19 protein-coding genes are annotated in these 18,060 nt (G+C 39.2%); 13 read left to right on the plus strand and 6 right to left on the minus strand.

Annotation, left to right across the window (positions count from 1 at the left end):
* Nucleotides 1–40: 40 nt before the first annotated feature.
* A complete protein-coding gene (locus ACQKMF_RS14385) occupies nt 41–745 on the plus strand; it encodes an EcsC family protein (protein ID WP_427573794.1) in 705 nt (234 codons plus the stop codon).
* Nucleotides 746–773: 28 nt separating this feature from the next.
* Here the strand turns inward: ACQKMF_RS14385 and ACQKMF_RS14390 are convergent, their stop codons facing one another.
* Nucleotides 774–1,985: a M20 family metallopeptidase gene (locus ACQKMF_RS14390; RefSeq protein ID WP_427573796.1), complete on the minus strand. Its 1,212-nt coding sequence runs from the start codon at nt 1,983–1,985 to the stop codon at nt 774–776.
* Between the two features lie 92 nt (nt 1,986–2,077).
* On the opposite strand from ACQKMF_RS14390, the gene ACQKMF_RS14395 reads away from it, so the two are divergent.
* The gene (locus tag ACQKMF_RS14395; protein WP_101224174.1) at nt 2,078–2,701 is read left to right on the plus strand and encodes a phosphatase PAP2 family protein; all 624 of its coding nucleotides are present in this window, start codon (nt 2,078–2,080) and stop codon (nt 2,699–2,701) included.
* Between the two features lie 174 nt (nt 2,702–2,875).
* Here the strand turns inward: ACQKMF_RS14395 and ACQKMF_RS14400 are convergent, their stop codons facing one another.
* Nucleotides 2,876–3,391: an antibiotic biosynthesis monooxygenase family protein gene (locus ACQKMF_RS14400; protein WP_034314668.1), complete on the minus strand. Its 516-nt coding sequence runs from the start codon at nt 3,389–3,391 to the stop codon at nt 2,876–2,878.
* A gap of 271 nt (nt 3,392–3,662) precedes the next feature.
* Here ACQKMF_RS14400 and hemE point away from each other — a divergent pair, with 271 nt between their 5' ends.
* The 3 genes from hemE to ACQKMF_RS14415 all read left to right on the plus strand — a co-directional run bounded on the left by hemE (nt 3,663) and on the right by ACQKMF_RS14415 (nt 6,571).
* Nucleotides 3,663–4,706: a uroporphyrinogen decarboxylase gene (gene hemE / locus ACQKMF_RS14405; RefSeq protein WP_101224172.1), complete on the plus strand. Its 1,044-nt coding sequence runs from the start codon at nt 3,663–3,665 to the stop codon at nt 4,704–4,706.
* Between the two features lie 77 nt (nt 4,707–4,783).
* Entirely contained in the window at nt 4,784–5,719 is a 936-nt protein-coding gene (gene hemH / locus ACQKMF_RS14410) for a ferrochelatase (RefSeq protein ID WP_101224171.1), read from the plus strand.
* Between the two features lie 276 nt (nt 5,720–5,995).
* A complete protein-coding gene (locus tag ACQKMF_RS14415; RefSeq protein ID WP_402941256.1) occupies nt 5,996–6,571 on the plus strand; it encodes a TetR/AcrR family transcriptional regulator in 576 nt (191 codons plus the stop codon).
* 159 nt (nt 6,572–6,730) lie between these two features.
* Here ACQKMF_RS14415 and yhfH read toward each other — a convergent pair whose 3' ends face one another.
* Nucleotides 6,731–6,859 carry a protein YhfH gene (gene yhfH, locus ACQKMF_RS14420; RefSeq protein WP_101224169.1) on the minus strand — a complete coding sequence of 43 codons (129 nt, stop codon included), beginning with the start codon at nt 6,857–6,859 and terminating at the stop codon, nt 6,731–6,733.
* Nucleotides 6,860–7,031: 172 nt separating this feature from the next.
* Here yhfH and ACQKMF_RS14425 point away from each other — a divergent pair, with 172 nt between their 5' ends.
* The 7 genes from ACQKMF_RS14425 to ACQKMF_RS14455 all read left to right on the plus strand — a co-directional run bounded on the left by ACQKMF_RS14425 (nt 7,032) and on the right by ACQKMF_RS14455 (nt 14,571).
* Nucleotides 7,032–7,766 (plus strand): MBL fold metallo-hydrolase, encoded by a 735-nt coding sequence (locus ACQKMF_RS14425; protein WP_101224168.1) that lies wholly within the window; start codon nt 7,032–7,034, stop codon nt 7,764–7,766.
* Between the two features lie 41 nt (nt 7,767–7,807).
* Nucleotides 7,808–8,797, plus strand: a complete 990-nt coding sequence (locus ACQKMF_RS14430; RefSeq protein WP_101224167.1) for a lipoate--protein ligase — start codon at nt 7,808–7,810, stop codon at nt 8,795–8,797.
* 179 nt (nt 8,798–8,976) lie between these two features.
* On the plus strand, nt 8,977–10,521 hold the full coding sequence (locus ACQKMF_RS14435) for a fatty acid--CoA ligase family protein (RefSeq protein WP_230177346.1): 1,545 nt from the start codon (nt 8,977–8,979) through the stop codon (nt 10,519–10,521).
* Nucleotides 10,522–10,689: 168 nt separating this feature from the next.
* A complete protein-coding gene (locus ACQKMF_RS14440; RefSeq protein ID WP_101224165.1) occupies nt 10,690–11,217 on the plus strand; it encodes an HD domain-containing protein in 528 nt (175 codons plus the stop codon).
* Nucleotides 11,218–11,400: 183 nt separating this feature from the next.
* Complete coding sequence (locus ACQKMF_RS14445) at nt 11,401–12,069, plus strand: LuxR C-terminal-related transcriptional regulator (RefSeq protein ID WP_260356903.1); 669 nt, start codon at nt 11,401–11,403, stop codon at nt 12,067–12,069.
* Nucleotides 12,070–12,353: 284 nt separating this feature from the next.
* Nucleotides 12,354–13,619, plus strand: a complete 1,266-nt coding sequence (locus ACQKMF_RS14450; protein WP_427573803.1) for a M48 family metallopeptidase — start codon at nt 12,354–12,356, stop codon at nt 13,617–13,619.
* Between the two features lie 142 nt (nt 13,620–13,761).
* Nucleotides 13,762–14,571, plus strand: coding sequence for a YitT family protein (locus ACQKMF_RS14455; protein ID WP_101224162.1), 810 nt, complete (start codon nt 13,762–13,764; stop codon nt 14,569–14,571).
* Between the two features lie 72 nt (nt 14,572–14,643).
* Here ACQKMF_RS14455 and ACQKMF_RS14460 read toward each other — a convergent pair whose 3' ends face one another.
* Complete coding sequence (locus ACQKMF_RS14460) at nt 14,644–14,880, minus strand: IDEAL domain-containing protein (protein ID WP_137017118.1); 237 nt, start codon at nt 14,878–14,880, stop codon at nt 14,644–14,646.
* A gap of 320 nt (nt 14,881–15,200) precedes the next feature.
* Here ACQKMF_RS14460 and ACQKMF_RS14465 point away from each other — a divergent pair, with 320 nt between their 5' ends.
* Complete coding sequence (locus ACQKMF_RS14465) at nt 15,201–15,764, plus strand: competence protein ComK (protein WP_137017120.1); 564 nt, start codon at nt 15,201–15,203, stop codon at nt 15,762–15,764.
* A 48-nt stretch (nt 15,765–15,812) separates the two neighbouring features.
* Here ACQKMF_RS14465 and ACQKMF_RS14470 read toward each other — a convergent pair whose 3' ends face one another.
* Together ACQKMF_RS14470 and ACQKMF_RS14475 are read right to left on the minus strand one after the other, a co-directional pair.
* On the minus strand, nt 15,813–16,031 hold the full coding sequence (locus ACQKMF_RS14470; protein WP_057275817.1) for a DUF3006 domain-containing protein: 219 nt from the start codon (nt 16,029–16,031) through the stop codon (nt 15,813–15,815).
* Nucleotides 16,032–16,871, minus strand: coding sequence for a ComEC/Rec2 family competence protein (locus tag ACQKMF_RS14475; protein ID WP_101224158.1), 840 nt, complete (start codon nt 16,869–16,871; stop codon nt 16,032–16,034).
* Nucleotides 16,872–18,060 lie beyond the last annotated feature (1,189 nt).

Raw genomic sequence — 18,060 nt, forward strand, 5'->3', positions numbered from 1 at the left:
CGTAGGGGGTATATACATATTTAACGGAGGTGTTAAATGAATGGATGAATATGAACAAAAGGCATTTTCGAAACTAATATCATGGAAAAAGAAAGTAGCCAAGAAATCTGGCAGGCTTGAGCGGATGTCCAAAAAAGCGCAGATCAAATTGAATAGTTATATTCCAGACCGAGTGCACAAAATGATTACTGATAGTATTAAAGGGATGATAGAGGCCGTATTATCAGGTTCTAAATATATGTCTAAAGAAAAAAATGTAGTGCTACTATCCTTGCAGCAAAAAGAAGAGTGGGTTGCGGAAACTGTAACGGCATATCGGAAAACGGCCGTTATAGAAGGAGTGGGAACCGGAGCGGCAGGGCTTTTAATTGGATTGGCTGATTTCCCATTACTGCTTAGCATCAAGATGAAATTATTATTCGAACTATCCCGTATATACGGTTTCGATCCAAATAAATATGAGGAACGATTATTCATTCTCCATATCTTCCAGATGGCATTTTCAAGCGAGGAGAAGAAATTGGAAACTTTACAGGTAATAGAGGAATGGGATTCAGGGAAATGGCCGGAAATAGACTGGCAAGAATTTCAGCAGGAATATCGCGATCACATCGATGTCATCAAAATGTTCCAGCTCGTTCCAGGTATTGGGGCAGCTGTCGGTGGATATGCCAACCATCATTTGTTGGAACATCTTGGGGAAACGGCTGTCAATTGTTACCGAATCAGACTTCTTAAAGAGTAAGGGACGGGGGTAACCCGTCCCTTCACCATTACCGCAATAAAGATTCATTCACCATTTGGGATGATTGTTTCTTATTGTGATAAGTTACCGCTGTAGTGCCTAATATTTTGGCTGCAATGAGCATCGCATTTTCATCAATATCAAACAAAGGATGATGATGCGGATATGTATGTTCATTTTTTGGCCTGGCTCCCGTAAAGAAGAATGTACCTTTTACATTTTGTAAATAATAAGAAAAATCTTCACCTGTCATATCCGGGTCAATTTCCTCTGTAATCAAAACTTCCTTGACCGACTCAGTGCTTTCGATGAGGAATTTAGTTTCCTCAACATGTGGAATAACAGCTGGATAACCTTGAAAGTATTGATATTCATAGGTGCAGTCCGCAGCTATGCAGGTTCCTTTAACAATCCGCTCTATTTCTTCGCTAATGAATGAACGGACATCTTCCTTGAATGTGCGGACGGTCCCGATTATTTTAGCCTTATCTGCAATGACGTTAAAGGCATTATCTGCTACAAAGGAACCGACGGTAATGACTGCAGAATCTATTGGGTTTAGGCGGCGGCTCACGATTTGCTGCAGGGCCATGACGAGCTGAGAGCCGACTACGATTGCATCACGGGTTTTATGCGGCTGGGCTCCATGCCCGCCCTGCCCTTGAATGGTGATTTCAAAACGGTCAGCAGCGGCCATAAGGGGTCCATAAGCGTATTGGACTGTTCCGGTTGGGGCCGTTGCCCATAAATGGGTGCCGAAAATTACATCCACTCCTTCAAGGCAGCCAGCCTCAATCATCGGTTTGGCACCCCCTGGAGCATATTCTTCAGCATGTTGGTGGATAAATATATATTCACCTTCGAGCTCATCCTTCAGTTCATTCAGATTTTTTGCAAGGACAAGGAGTGTCGCTGTATGGCCATCGTGTCCACACGCATGCATTACCCCGGGTACGGAAGATTTATAGGGAACTTCTTTTTCATCTTGAATGGGTAAGGCGTCGAAATCAGCGCGCAATGCTACGGTTTTACCAGGCTTACTGCCTGTGACCTTGGCAATAACACCATTACCGCCTACATTTGTTCGGTGTTCGATTCCAAGTTTTTCATAATATCCGGCGATGAAGGCCGCCGTTTGGGTTTCTTGAAAAGAAAGCTCGGGGTTTTGATGAAGATAACGCCGGATGGATACCATTTCTTCATATGAACCATCTAGAAGATCGTGTAATCGCTGTATCATTTTGCACCTCCCATTGATTGGATTAATTGTAAATAGTATATCATATTCTGAATAATCCAAAGTATATTAAATACCTCGAGGAGAGATATATAATGATTAAATATTTCTGGATTGCTTTGGTTTTGCTTTGCATGTTGCTATTCTTTTTTTTGATGCATGAAGTCCAAAGTGAGGAGGCTTTAGCGTTCGATACATATGTTGCGGAACTTTTTTCGGTAGGTGAAAATACTTTTTCGTTCACTTTCTTCAAAACCATTACCTATCTTGGGAAATCCAAGTTCATTGGTTTTGGAAGCTTATTATGTGTTCTCTATTTGTGGATAATAAAGAAGGATTATTGGACCATGGCCGTCTTCTCTATCGGAATTGCTGGGGGTGATGTGTTAAACGGGTGGATAAAAAATCATGTAAAAAGAGTGCGCCCTGAAAATCATTTGATGGATACGGCTGGCTTCAGTTTTCCAAGTGGCCACGCAATGGTGGGCCTTATTTTCTTCAGTATGGTTGCTTATTTAATCATGAAAGAAATTAAAGGGAACTCATTGAAATGGGCATTAGGAATCGGTTTCTTTTGTCTCATTCTGCTAATTGGTGTCAGCAGGATTGCTATGAAGGTTCATTTTCCAACTGATATCTTTGCAGGTTATGCATTAGGCGCGGCATATAGTTTAACCTTGTTTAAATTGCATAAATTCCTGGGGCCTAGAGTACTTTGAAAAAAGGATTCAGATAAAATATATGTAAATATCCGTTGTATTTCCCCGGAAATAAAGAAGGAATTTGTCGGATTGTTATAGGTCTTTATGATTTTTTAGCGTCCAAATAACGATCTGCATTACTATGAAAAGGCCCATCCTTAAGGGGATGGGCCTTTTATTGACAAGAATGGATTATTCTTCGGAATCTTTCACCAATGTATACTGCGTTACAAAGGCTTCACCTGAAAACATCTTCTGGCTGGAATTCGTAACAGGAGGTTTGGAGTCACTGTTATGCGCCTGCTGAAATGAACTGGATTTCTTCCAGTTCATAAAGTCCGATTGTTTTTCCCAAATCGTTAAGATTACATATGTTTCAGAGTTGATTGGACGCAGGATACGAAGGGCAACGAAGCCTGGTTCATTTTCAATGAATCCGGCCCTGTTTTTAAAACGGTGTTCAAATACCGGCCGTCCTTCCTCACTGACAGGAATATTGTTCATGACCACATATCCATGATCTTGAAGAGTTCCCTTCCCATCGACTACCTCATATTTACGTGGCGAGCTGAAGAGCGTTTTACCTGTTGTTTCATGTAAAAGTACTGTGTTTTGAGCATTCTGCATAAGTAATATTTTTTCATTCGGGTGCTTATCTTTTTTTAATTTCAAAAAATCATAAGTACCTGATGTGATGAATACATTCATAAATTCCCCTCCAATTCTTATATAGTATCTGTATACCCATTTTACCCAATGAATAATGCTTTTACCATTTCCAAACTAACCATTGGGCTTGTAAACCGGTAAGGTATTTATAAAAACGTCGATTTTCTGACAAATATATAGGTTGGCTATACTTCTATTATAGAAAAAGCTATAGTTTAAGGAGATTCGATTTGAAATTCAACATCCTTCTGATATTCTATGTAGGTAATGAATAAAAATAGAAACGTGATTGCTTGAAAGGTGGATATTAATGTCTAAGGAAATTACGAATGATACATTCTTAAAAGCTGCGAGAGGAGAGAAAACGGATCATGTGCCTGTTTGGTATATGCGTCAGGCCGGCCGTTCACAGCCGGAATACCGTAAATTGAAAGAGAAGTACTCTCTTTTTGAAATTACTCATCAGCCGGAATTATGCGCTTATGTAACTAGATTGCCAGTCGAGCAATATGATGTAGACGCTGCGATTTTATATAAAGATATAATGACACCGCTACCAGCCATTGGTGTCGATGTTGAGATTAAGTCCGGAATCGGTCCGGTCATATCCAATCCGATCCAATCGGTATCAGATGTTGAAAAATTAGGTGAATTGAATCCAGAGAAAGACATCCCATATGTGTTGGACACGATTAAATTATTGACCACGGAGCAATTGTCCGTTCCTTTGATCGGTTTCTCCGGGGCTCCGTTCACCATTGCTTCATACATGATTGAAGGCGGCCCCTCCAAAAACTACAATAAGACGAAAGCTTTCATGTATACAGAGCCAAAGGCATGGTTTGCATTAATGGATAAGTTAGCGGATATGATCATCATCTATGTCAAGTCGCAAATCAAAGCCGGCGTTAAAGCCATCCAAATCTTTGATTCCTGGGTGGGTGCTTTGAATGTTGAAGATTACCGCGTATTCATCAAGCCGATCATGACTCGTATCTTTTCATCATTGCGTGAAGAAAATGTACCGCTAATCATGTTCGGGGTCGGCGCAAGTCACTTGGCACTTGAGTGGAATGATCTTCCGATTGATGTAGTCGGGCTTGATTGGAGACTGCCAATTACAGAAGCAAGACAAATGGGAATCCAGAAAACGGTACAAGGTAATCTAGATCCTGCCCTGCTATTATCTTCATGGGATGTTATAGAAGAACGGACGAAAAGGATCCTGGATCAGGGCATGGAGCAGGACGGCTACATCTTTAATCTTGGTCATGGGGTTTTCCCGTCCGTAAATCCGGATACACTGAAGAGGCTGACCGCTTTCATTCATGAATATTCATCAAAAATGAAGTAAGGTGAGCGAACCATTTGCTAAAACTCCTTAATTGGATGCACAATAAAAGAACGAATCTTTAAAAGAGGTGTAACTTCATGTCAAGAAAAAAAATGGGCCTTTTAGTCATGGCTTATGGTACTCCATACACTGAAGAGGATATTGAAAGGTATTATACACATATTCGTCATGGGAGACGGCCAAGCGACGAATTGATTGCCGACCTAAAGGGCAGATATGAAGCGATCGGTGGATTATCCCCGCTTGCAAAAATAACGGCAGGACAAGCTGAAGCGCTTGAAAAGAAATTGAATTCCGTTCAGGAGGAAGTTGAATTCAAGGCATATCTTGGACTGAAACATATTGAACCTTTTGTTGAAGACGCAGTGAAACAAATGCATGAAGATGGAATCAAAGAAGCGGTCAGTATAGTATTGGCTCCGCATTTTTCCACATTCAGCGTGAAGTCTTATAATGGACGTGCCCAGGATGAAGCAGCTAAATTGGGGAACCTCACCATCACTTCCGTTGAAAGCTGGTATGATGAGCCAAAATTCATCCAATATTGGGTAGACCAAGTAAAAGAAGTAATCGGGAAAATGACCTCGGAAGAACGCGATAATTTCGCTTTGATTGTGTCGGCACATAGCCTCCCTGAAAAAATCCTGCAATCGGGAGATCCGTATCCAAATCAACTGAAGGAAACGGCAGACATGATTGCTGAAGGCGCAGGGGTTAGCAATTATGCAGTAGGCTGGCAAAGCGCTGGACAAACACCTGAACCATGGTTGGGACCTGATGTACAGGATTTAACCAGAGATCTTCATCAAGCAAAAGGTTATAAAGCTTTCATTTATATTCCTGTCGGCTTTGTTGCCGAGCACCTTGAAGTCCTTTATGATAACGATTATGAATGTAAGGTTGTGACGGAAGAGATTGGTGCAGGCTACTATAGGCCGGATATGCCCAATGTTAAACCTGAATTCATCGATGCTTTGGCAACAATCATTTTAAACAGATTACAGGAAAAGTGATCAGTCAATAGGAGAAAGTAGTTTAACAATGTTTGCAATGTGCTCTACATATTTACATGTGAAGTTGAAAGATGTTGTAACTGGAAAAGCACCGCTTTCTTTTTACTTGACCTTGGTGATTTAAATGAATACTCGAAAAAGTGGCTGTCCAGTAATGAGGATGGCCATTGTTTCTATAAGTAATTGAAAATATAATTGAAAAGACTGAAAATTTTTGGTATGATATCGTTGAACATAATGACTGTTTTGTCCGTTTGGTCAGGATTGAGGTGGGAAATGTCTGTTGATCGTAAAAAATTAATTTTAGAAGCTGCGACCAAGTCGTTTTCACTTTTTGGATATAAGGCAACGACGATGGATCAAGTCGCTAAAATTGCCAATGTGGGAAAAGGGACCATTTATACCTTTTATAAAAATAAAGAAGAGCTGTTTAAAGAAATCGTTCAGCGGTTGATAGAGGAAATGAAATATGAGGCGGAACAATCTTTGGATGACCAACTTTCCTTTTTTGAAAACCTGCATCGGGCCGTTTATCGAATTCTGGAGTTCAGGCAGGAACATCAATTATCTTTGAAACTTCTTCAGGAAGAGCGCGAAATTGGGACGCCGGCCGTTCAGGAAATGGTTAATGAAATGGAAGAAGCCATTGTCTCCTACATTAAGGAAAAACTAAAAATAGCGATTGATAAGGGCTATATACAGCCTTGCGATCCAGAGATAACAGCATTCCTGATGCTAAAGATGTACCTAGCCCTGATTTTTGATTGGGAAAGGAACCATGCCCCATTAGAGAAAGAGGAAATTGCTGAACTATTTAAAATATATTTATTTAAAGGATTATCCGTTAAGTGATAATTCTATTTTTTTTGCTCAAATGCAATGAACCCGAAATAAAAAGAAGAGATACCGTTCGGTACCTCTTCTTTTTATTTCGGGTTTTCAGCTGCGAAACCGAAACCATATATGAATTCATCCTGCTATTTGGGAAGCGGATGGTGAAACACAGGACAACTACTCTCCAGAAAGGCAATGATCACAGTGGTTTCCATAACATTCGTGCTGTTCTTCAATTTTTTTTCCGCATTCCGTGCATTGTTTCGGTGGCAGGTTTTTAAAGAACTCAACGCTACTTTGAAGCATGAAATCATCTCCTGAATTTTTTTATTATTCGCTTTTCTATGGTTTTATTGTATTATAACAGATTTTAAATGTCAATGAATGTTTTATAACATAAGTAAAAAAGGTGAAATAAGGGCAAGAATAGTTTATATTAATGGGGAAGTCATTGAGAGAAAAAAAGGAGTGCCTAAGCATGAAAATCACCGTAATTGGCTGCTGGGGCGGTTATCCAGCTAAAAATGAGGCAAGTTCCGGCTATTTGCTTGAATATGAAGATTTTCGCATTCTGCTTGATTGTGGCAGCGGTGTTCTATCACAGCTGCAAAACCATATGAAGCCGGAGGATCTTGGTGCAGTTGTATTATCCCACTATCATCCGGATCATGTAGCGGATATTGGTGTACTGCAGCACGCTGCGTTCATACAGCAGATATTGGGCAGCGAAAAAAGGACCATTCCTATTTATGGTCATGATTTGGACGAAGTCGAATTTGGTAAGTTAACTTATAAAGACGTGACAAAGGGGATAGCTTTCTCTGCTGATCAACCCTTAACCATTGGACCGTGTAAATTTACGTTCATGAAAACGAAACATCCAGTCCCTTGTTTTGCAATGAGGATTGAAGCTGAAAATCATTCGATAGTTTACACAGGTGACAGTTCATATATGGATGAGCTTGCAGATTTCGCTAAAGACGCAAATGTTTTATTATGTGAAAGTAACTTTTACAGTGATATGGATGGGTCAAAGGCGGGGCATATGACGGCAAGGGAAGCGGGCATGCTGGCAGAAAAGGCTGACGTCCAGCTTTTGCTGTTAACTCACCTCCCGCATTATGGGAATCTTGATCAACTGAAAAAAGAAGCATCCGAGGTATTCAAAAGAGAAATAGCTGTAGCCAAAACCAATCTTGAATTTCAACTATAAATGAAACATCGGGGATATGAAGTCTACAAGGAGGAACAACTGTGCTTTTTATTGATAATAAGGGAATTACAGATCCAAGAATTAATCTGGCCATCGAAGAATATGCGCTTAAACATTTAAATATAGATGAAACCTATCTTCTATTTTACATTAATCGTCCTTCAATCATCATAGGAAGGAATCAAAATACGATTGAAGAAATCAATTCCGATTATGTAGATGGAAATGGCATTACAGTTGTTCGCCGCCTTTCCGGGGGTGGAGCGGTTTATCATGACCTAGGGAATCTCAATTTCAGCTTCATTACGAGAGATGATGGGGATAGTTTCCATAACTTTAAGAAATTCACCCAGCCTGTCGTGGAAACGCTCGAGAAACTAGGAATACATGCTGAATTGAGTGGTCGTAACGATATTCTGGCTGAAGGAAAGAAGATTTCGGGAAACGCGATGTTCTCAACTAAGGGCAGGATGTTCAGTCATGGGACATTGCTGTTTCAATCAGAAATGGATCACATTGTATCCGCTTTAAAAGTGAAAAAAGATAAAATCGAGTCCAAAGGGATTAAATCGATAAGAAGCCGTGTCGGTAATATTGCCGATTTCCTAAAAGAACCGATGTCTGTTGAAGAATTCCGTTCATTCCTTCTGCAAAATATTTTCAAAGAGAGCGGAAAGGTAACAGAGTATGTTTTAACCGAGACGGATTGGGAGAAAATTCACGAAATCTCGGAAGAAAGATATCAAAACTGGGAGTGGAATTACGGGAAATCACCTAAATTCAACTTGCAAAACTCACATAGATTCCCTGTGGGATCTGTTGATATCCGCCTTGAAGTGAACAGGGGAATCATTGAAAATTGTAAAATCTACGGCGATTTCTTCGGGGTCGGAGAGGTTACGGATATTGAACAAAAGCTTACTGGAATACGCTATGAAAAGGAAGCAATCAGCAGGGTACTAGATGAGATTGATGTTCGTCATTATTTTGGCAATGTAACGAAAGAAGAAATATTGGCTTTAATATATTAAGCCTGAAAAGCCGTCCCGACTTAATGGGATGGCTTTTGTTCCTGATAATGACAGTAATTGCTGGAATATGGATAAAATTGTTGCTGCAATCGCATTCTTTTAATATAATAAAAATGTATTTAGTTTACCATAAAAATGAATGACTATTCATTCATGCTATTTGCAGGGGAGGGAGAAAGATGAATTTATCTGAACAGCTTCATCAAATGGCTTTAAAAAAGGCAGGTAAGCCAGCATATTACTTTATGGATCAATCCACTTCATATGGGGAATTGGATAAAGCCGTTACGAAGTTCGCAGACGAATTACATAGGCTTGGTGTTTCAAAGGGTGATAACATTGCGCTGCTATTAGGCAACTCTCCACATTTCATCATTTCGTTGTATGGAGCTATGCGAGCAGGGGCGACCGTAATTCCCGTCAATCCAATTTACACACCTGACGAGATTGGTTATATCCTGAATAATGGCGATGTAAAGGTTGTTGTGGCATTAGATAAGCTTTTACCCTTACTTGAGAAAATGAACCCGATTCTCTCAAGCGTAGAACAATATGTGATTTGTGAAACGCAGCCTGATAATGGGGATATTAGCAAATTTAACATCTACCCAAAAATGAAATCGTTTACAAAAATGATCGAATCGGGGGATGAAGGCTTTAAAGGTCCAGAACTGGATCCTGAAGATACGGCAATCATACTCTATACTTCGGGAACAACGGGGAAACCAAAGGGGGCCATGCTCACACATACCAATATCTACTCCAATGCACATGATATTGGTGAATATTTAAGAATCACGGAAAGTGACCGTGTCATTACGACATTGCCAATGTTCCATGTTTTCAGTTTAACGGTAGTTGTGAATGCCCCATTGATAAGCGGAGGTACGCTTTTAATTGTCCCGCAATTCAGTCCAAAGGAAATATTCAGGCAAATCAAAAAATATGATGCGACCGTTTTTGCTGGAGTGCCTACGATGTATAACTTTCTTTTCCAATATCCAGATGCGAAAGAAGATGCTTTAAAGTCGTTACGCATTTGCATATCGGGCGGATCCGCCATGCCGGTGTCCTTGCTTGAATCATTCGAGCGGAAATTTAATGTCAGGGTTTCAGAAGGATATGGCCTATCCGAAGCTTCTCCTGTAACCTGCTTCAATCCTTTGGATCGTCCAAGGAAGGCGGGATCCATCGGAACCTCCATCCTTAGGGTGGAAAACAAAGTGGTCAATGAGCTTGGAGAAGAAGTGCCGATCAATGGGGTAGGGGAATTGATTGTCAGAGGTCCGAATGTAATGAAAGGGTATTATAAAATGCCTGAAGAATCAGCCGCTGTCTTGAAAGATGGCTGGTTATATACAGGCGATTTAGCCAGGATGGATGATGAAGGCTATTTTTTCATTGTAGATCGTAAAAAGGAGCTTATTATCGTCGGTGGCTATAATGTCTATCCACGTGAAGTGGAGGAGGTTCTGTATGCCCATCCTGAAGTAGTTGAGGCGGCTGCCATAGGCGTTCCCGATCCCAATCAGGGGGAAGTGGTTAAATGCTTTGTGGTAAAGAAAAACAATGCATTGACCGAGGAAGAACTGCTTTCCTATTGCATGGAACACTTGGCCAAATATAAGGTACCGGCAAAAATTGAATTTTTGGATGAACTTCCAAAAAACGCGACAGGTAAAATTTTACGACGCTCTTTGAAAAACCATGTACTGCAAAACTGAATTCATTGATCGATCATTGCCTATAACCGGCAATGGTCCTTTTTTTGTACAACCAAAGTGTATCAAGCTGCATAAAATATATCGGAGAAACTTAAAACCTTGATTCTTGTTTAGAAAAGAGTTATGATAGTCATTAAAAATTTCCACATAATTGTAAGGAGGGGTTAGATGAGAGATGTAAAGCTTTTGGATATTTTTACACATCCCATTGCTCAAAAATACTTGAACCGTTCAGGGCTGTCACATGCGATTGCGGTAGCATACCATGCTTTTCACTTAGCAAACGAATATAATGTCGACCCTGATATTGCTGCTAAAGCTGGACTTTTGCATGATATGGGTCATTTCACCTGGTATCGCAATGGTAAATGGGATTATGATCTGTATAAACAAAATGATATTCACCCCATAAAAGGTGCAGAACGAGCACATAAACTGTTAATCCGCTTGGGAGAAAACCCGATTAAGGCAAAGACCATTTCCCTCGCCATCTTATTTCACACCGATTCGTTCTTACCTTCAAATGATATTATTCGTACACCGCTTCAGCAAGTCGTCAAATGGGCCGACGAAAAAGATGAAGAAGAAGGTGGAAAACACCATTATCGCAAAATTGATTTTCCACGGGCAAAGGAGAGCATCATGAAACTTGATACGCTCATAGATGAGGAACAAAGAAAAAGGCTATCATCCTGAAGGCAAACGGGTTGATAGCCTTTTTATGTCAGGAGGAGCATATTTAATTAAAGTATTTTACAGTTTAAATTTGTTATCAGGTGAATTAATGATGTAAAATATAGACCATTAGAACTATTTCGCTGCGGGAAATTATAAAAACGATCGGATTAATAACAAATAATGAAAAGAACAGGTGAAGTTATGAAGTCGATTAAGCTAATGATATATGGTGGTCAGGGAGGACTTGAGGGAATCATCGAAAATGAAGAAGACATTAAGGTCATAGGGATAACCGGAAATGAAATGGACCTTCTTGATTCTGATCATAGACCATCAGTCATGCCAGATGCCATTCTTATTGATGCCCGGTCATCAGGGAAGTATGGACAGGAAGTCATGCCAATTCTAAAGGAAAAACACCCATTTACTCCTTTCGTCATTTTTACTGCCTATTCAGAAGATCATTATCTTATCGAAGCGATATGCCATGGTGCCGCAGGTTATGTGTTACAGGGTGGCGGAATGAAACAAGTGCTGTCGGCAATCCGTCAATGTGCCAATGGTCAAATAGTCTATCCTGCCTCAATAAAATCAATATTAATGAAGAAACTGCAGCAGAATGTTGAAAGATCACCAGTAACTTTGGATAAGGCAATCGAAAAATTGGGGGCCTTTTCCAAACGCGAGTATGAACTGCTTATCCTGATAACCCAAGGGGAAACGAATCAGCAAATTTCAAAAAAACTTTTTCTATCCATCGGCACGGTAAAAAACTATATAAGCCGGATTTACAGAAAACTGAATGTTAATAATCGACCTGAGCTTATTGCGCTTTTGTATAGCTTTCAAAATAGCGGGATGAAGGGATGACTTACTCATGTCCGTCCGCCCGTTAATCGTTTTCACGGATTCTTTATCGGAGTCACATTCCAAAACAATTAGGTAGCGGCAGAGAGACAAAATCGTTTAACCCACCCAGCCCTCAGCTTTTTAAAAATGCCTCTGCATATGCATCATTCCGCCTGGTGGATAATAAAGAATCAAGAAAATGATGGAGATTGAAAAGAATAAATATATAGAAGGTAAATGCGGTTCTAACCTGTCCATTTTGGATTAAACTATTAAGAGGGAGATTCGGTTTAAGGAGGGGCATCATGGTCAGAAAATGGGCTGGCAGAGCGATTCTATTATATATCCTTTATGCAGCAGCGATGTATTGGTATATTTTTTATGGAGCTGATACCTCCATTCCCGAAGCTTTGCGTGGAACTGCAGCAGATCCTGCAACATTCCTGAATGCAAGGGAACTAAAGCTTAGCGAAGAATATTCAGGGCTGCGGAATTTCATTTTTTTCGTATCCACGCCATATGAATGGCTGCTGTATTTCTTCATTTTACTATTTGGTTTATCAAAAGCATTTGAAAAGTCGTCAAAGGCGGTCTCGAGAAGGAAAGCGATCAGAACGGGCATTTACTTATTCTGGCTTTCCGTTATTTCTTACGTGGCACTGTTTCCAATCAGTTTCATTGGATATCGGATGAGCAAAAGTTACCATATAAGTACACAAAGTTTTACCTCGTGGATGAAGGATGGAGTTATTGAATTCTGGGTGAATTTTGGGATGATGTTCATTATCGTTTCCGTTTTATATTGGTTAATGAAGAAAAGTGTGAAGAAGTGGTGGCTCTATGCCTGGATGTTGTCCATTCCATTTACCTTGTTCCTGATGTTTGTTCAGCCTGTAGTGATTGATCCGCTGTACAATGAATTCTACCCGCTAAAAAATAAAGAGCTGGAAACGGAAATATTGGCACTTGCGTCACAGGCTGAAATTCCGGCTGAACATGTGTATGAAGTAAATATGGCGGAAAAGACAAATGCCTTGAATGCATACGTGACCGGCATAGGTTCCAACTCAAGAATAGTTCTTTGGGATACGACTCTGAACAAACTGAAGGAAGATGAAATCCTTTTTATCATGGCACATGAAATGGCTCATTATGTGGAAAAGCACATTTATATAGGGATTGCAGGTTATTTAGGACTGACTTTAATCGGTTTGTGGCTGACATCGAAAATAATGAATTTTATCATTAGACGCTGGGGCCAACTGTTAAAGGTCCGTTCGGTTGACAGCATATCATCTCTTCCATTATTTCTCTTAATAACGTCTGTGCTGCTCTTTGCTTCGAGTCCGCTGTCCAATTATGTTTCCAGATATCAAGAAACAAGGGCTGACCGTTACGCCATTGAAATGACCGGGGATAAAGAATCAGCAATCACGACTTTCCAGGAACTCACGAGGTCGGGTTTGAGTCAGGTCAACCCGCCATTCCTGGTTAAATGGCTGAGGTATTCCCATCCAACCATGCTCGAACGGATTTCAACTGTTGAAAATGCAGATACAAAGGGTGATTGAAAGCCAGCTGAATACCAGCTGGCTTTTTTTCTTCGGAAAATGGAAGTTTGTAGTTGTTTTCAGAAAAAACTATTATTTTTAAAAATCTTAGGTTCTCTACTATAATAAATTAAATTCCCAGTTCGTTTTAAGGAGATCGGATATGTATAATGTACTTTTCATCACTATAGGCTCAGTGCTTGTGGCAGTAGCCTACAACTTATTTTTGATACCACATTTAATTTTAAGCAGCGGACTTAGTGGGCTTGCGATTATGTTCGGAATCATCACCCCGGTCAACACAGGGATATTGAATTTTCTGATGAACCTGCCATTGCTGATTCTTGGATACCTGAAATTAGGGAGACGCTTTATCACCTATACGATATTATCAGTTGTAGTGATTTCCGTCAGTTTATATCTCATTCCAGTTCACGGAATTTCCACTGAACCGATTTTGTCTTCTTTATTTGGCGGAATCATATCGGGAATCGGTATAGGCATCGTCTTTCGCGCTTCGGGGTCTTCGGGCGGCTTTGACATCATTGCCATGCTATTGGCTAAGAAGAGCGACTTTCCGCTTGGTACATTGCTTTCGGTGATGAATGCAGTTGTGGTGGTTATCTCAGGCTTCATCTTCGGTTGGGATGCCGCATTATATACGCTGATTTCCATTTATGCAGCAGGAAAGGTGATCGATACGATCCATTCCAATCACATTAAATTAACATTGATGATCGTGACCAAAAAGAGTGACGAAATGAAAACGAAGCTCCTGACCAACCTATATCGTGGTATTACAGTCATGGATGGTGAAGGTGCATATTCAGGAGAAAAGAGTAAAGTAATGATGACAGTCATTACACGTTATCAGTTAACCGATGTAAAAACGATGATAAAAGAAGTTGATCCGAATGCTTTTGTCAATATTACCGAAACATCCGAGGTCATGGGGATGTTTCATAAAGAGTGATGATAATTAGAAAAGCCTCCCAACATTATGGGAGGCTTTTTTGATCATTAGGCTTTTTTTAAATCATGCATTTTAATTTCCAAACTGTTTTAGTAAAACGTTCATTTCAGAACTTAGTTTTAAGAATAAAGGTTTGTTTTTCTTATCCAAGGCTTCATCGATCTGTTTTGCAAGGATATTCTTTTTGGTAGTAAGGACGGCTTCCTGAATAATCATATCAATTAACATTTCCTGAACCACGGCATCGTTTTTCATTTCGCTCATTGATAAGGACTTCACTGACTCTGAATAAGATTTTTCATTTTTCAAAGTTACCACCCCTGACCCTTTTTATTATTATATGGATTTGAGCGGATAAAATCAACTGAAAATTTAAAAAATTTAAATATTAATAGAGAATGTGTCGTTTATATGAAGAAAAAGCCACTATATAAAAGAATTTTTAATTCTTTGTGAACTTACTTTTTATGATCAAGGGTTGTGCTATTATAGTGAGTAATTTAACATACATTTACTATCTCCATTCACTTTTCTTCGGCAATGGGGAATGGAAGGGTACAAGCAATTAAGGGCATAAGCTTTGGTAAAGTAAAAGCGATGTTTAGCAATGAGGAAGAGGTGGATTAAAAATGAAGGAAAACAATCAGGGAATCATCGAGGAATATGAAATCACGCCACATACATTGATGGTTTCGCCAATCAATTACGGCAGTAAAATATATGCCCGTATAGTTGAAATGGAGGACGAGTTCATATCCCCGTTTAAACCTTTGGAAATAATAAAGAAAAGCTGTGAGTTTTTCGGATCAAGTTATGAAGGACGCAAGCAAGGCACAAAACAGCTTATAAACATCACACATAAAGCACCTATTGCGATCGATCCGACCAGTTCGATTTTCTTCTTTCCCACTACATCTCCGTTGCGTCCTCAATGCATCTGGTTATCACATGAGCATGTGGTATCCTATGATCGCCTGGATTCCAAACATACTACCATCACATTCAGGAATAGACAAACCATCGATATAGCAGTATCATGCAGTTCTTTCGAAAACCAGCTGCACCGGACTTCGTTTTTAAAAACGAAATTGATCCAGAGGATTGAGGAAACAAAGAGGAAATCATTCTATCTGTTCACGGAAGCAAACGGGGTCAAGGCTTCAGAGGTAATGTCAAAGTATATACCGCGTTAGACATTCAAAATTAAAGCAAGCCCTTCTTATTAAAGAAGGGCCCAGGAATTAATCTTCAAATAATTCATCCATTAGATCGTCAATTTCTTTTCTTAACTTCTCAGTGCCCTCTTTGGAAATGGTGATGGTATCTCCATCGATAATCAGCATATCTCCTACTTTTGCTCCCTTGGGGAGAGCGCTTTTAGGAAAATCCTTCATGTCACCACCATCGATTTCAACGACCGCGATCTTTCCTTCGAAGCGGTCAATAATACCTTGTACCATTTATTTCACCGTCTTTACAGTAATTTTCTGACCTGTAGAAGTAAAAATAATGTTACCTGATTTATCTGTGCGATAAGTTTTGGCCTTCACTGAATTCAACCGTTTTATAACAGTGGAAGTAGGATGCCCATAGCCATTTTTTCCTACACTGATTACAGCGTATTTCGGTTTTGTTTTGTTAATGAATGCGGAACTAGTTGATGTTTTTGCACCATGATGGCCGACTTTAAGTACATCCACACTTGGTACCAGTTTTTTAGCCAGCATATCTGTCTCTGATTTTTCTTCAGCATCACCTGTAAACAAGAATGTTTTTTTGTCGTGTTTAAGTAAAAGGACTGCACTCCAATTATTTAAGTCAGACTTGGCATATTCTTTAACAGGTGCAATGAATTTAAGGGAATTATCCTTAGCTTTAGTGTTGATTTCCACGCCAGTCTGCGCTTTTTTTATTGTAAGCTTCTTCTGCTTAACAGCCGTTAAAAAGTCTTTATATGCCTGGGTAGTATGAGAAACTTTAGGGGCATACACAGATTTTACATTAAGCGATTTAATCACATAAGCCAGACCGCCCACATGATCCGCATCTGGGTGAGTGGATACTAATGCATTAAGTGTTTTCACCTTTTGCTTTTTTAGGTAGGCTACAACTTCGTCGCCCTTTCCTTTACCGCCGCCATCAATTAAAACGTTTTCGTTACCGGTTTGAATAAGGATGGCATCTCCTTGTCCAACATTGATGAAATGTACCTTCACATTTGAGGCTGCCTCAGTTGTTTTAAGTCCAGTGAATAAAGACAAAACAAGAACAGCAACCAGTAGAATATTTATTTTCTTCATTTTTCCCCTCCAAATAATAATTTAACATGTGTAATTCGAAAAATGGGGATTTGGACATAATTTTCTTGTGATAAAAAAAGGAAGCGGGCATCAGAATCGTGGTTAGGTAAAATGATCCTGGGTATTTATGATGGATTTTCGCTGGTGAAGAAGGGGAATGTATCTGAGTTTTTAATATGGTGGAGGAGATGATATTCTACAGGCGGATAATGGAATGATTCTTTCATACGATCAATCATATCAATGTTTGCTTTAGCAAAAGTCACAACCAAAAGCCCTTCTCATATGAGAAGGGCATCAGAATTAATCTTCAAATAGCTCATCCATTAAATCTTGAATTTCTTTTTTTTATGTTTCAGAGCCTTCTTTGAAAAAACATCGATATACAAACATTTCCTCTTTTGCTTCCTTAGGATAAAGCATTTTTACTGTAATTTTCTAATTTGTGGAAGTTAGCTGAACACAGTTTAAGTATAGGTATCATAATATGTATAGTTACTGGAAATGTGTACAGCCTTCTTCTCTCAAATGGTTCAGAAATAGAGGTGAGAGAATGCTGAATTTCAAATCACTTCTAAAATGAAACTACCTATTAAAGTGATAAAAAAACATGCTCTCCCAATAAAAAGTGCCTTTTGGGGGACCTTTAATTGCTTCTCAAGGTAATATATATATCCAAAAATGAAAGACGTTCCTAATGTAAGAATAATGTAATCTGCTTCATATAAGGGTATAAAGATTTATATGTTATGAAATTTTTCTCTTTTTTTGACCCCATTGTATAATTTCTGTCTCTATGTAACCCTTATTATCTCTTTCCGCTAACTATTCGGGAGGTCTGTACTTTCCGTCTTCTTTGTTATGTGTTTCTTCTGGATAAATCTCTTTAACAAAAGTTTTCAAAATGAAAATTGGTGCAATATACTGTGTTTAGACAAAATACTTTCTGCTATTCCAATTAGATCTAATAGATTGTACACCATATATTAGTAAAATGTTGCTATGATTGGATATAATTAAATACGTTAGCAATTAATCAAGAAGCATTTACAGAGTGTAGTTAAAATCAGAAAATCAAATTTACTCGATGGAATATCATTTGCTGATAAAGTTCCAAATAAAAAACATTATAGCTTATTCTTAATCGAAACATTCCGTTACGTTAATTCATATATTGACTGATTAAGCT

It is taken from the genome of Peribacillus sp. NPDC101480 (assembly GCF_050277335.1).
Taxonomy (GTDB): domain Bacteria; phylum Bacillota; class Bacilli; order Bacillales; family DSM-1321; genus Peribacillus.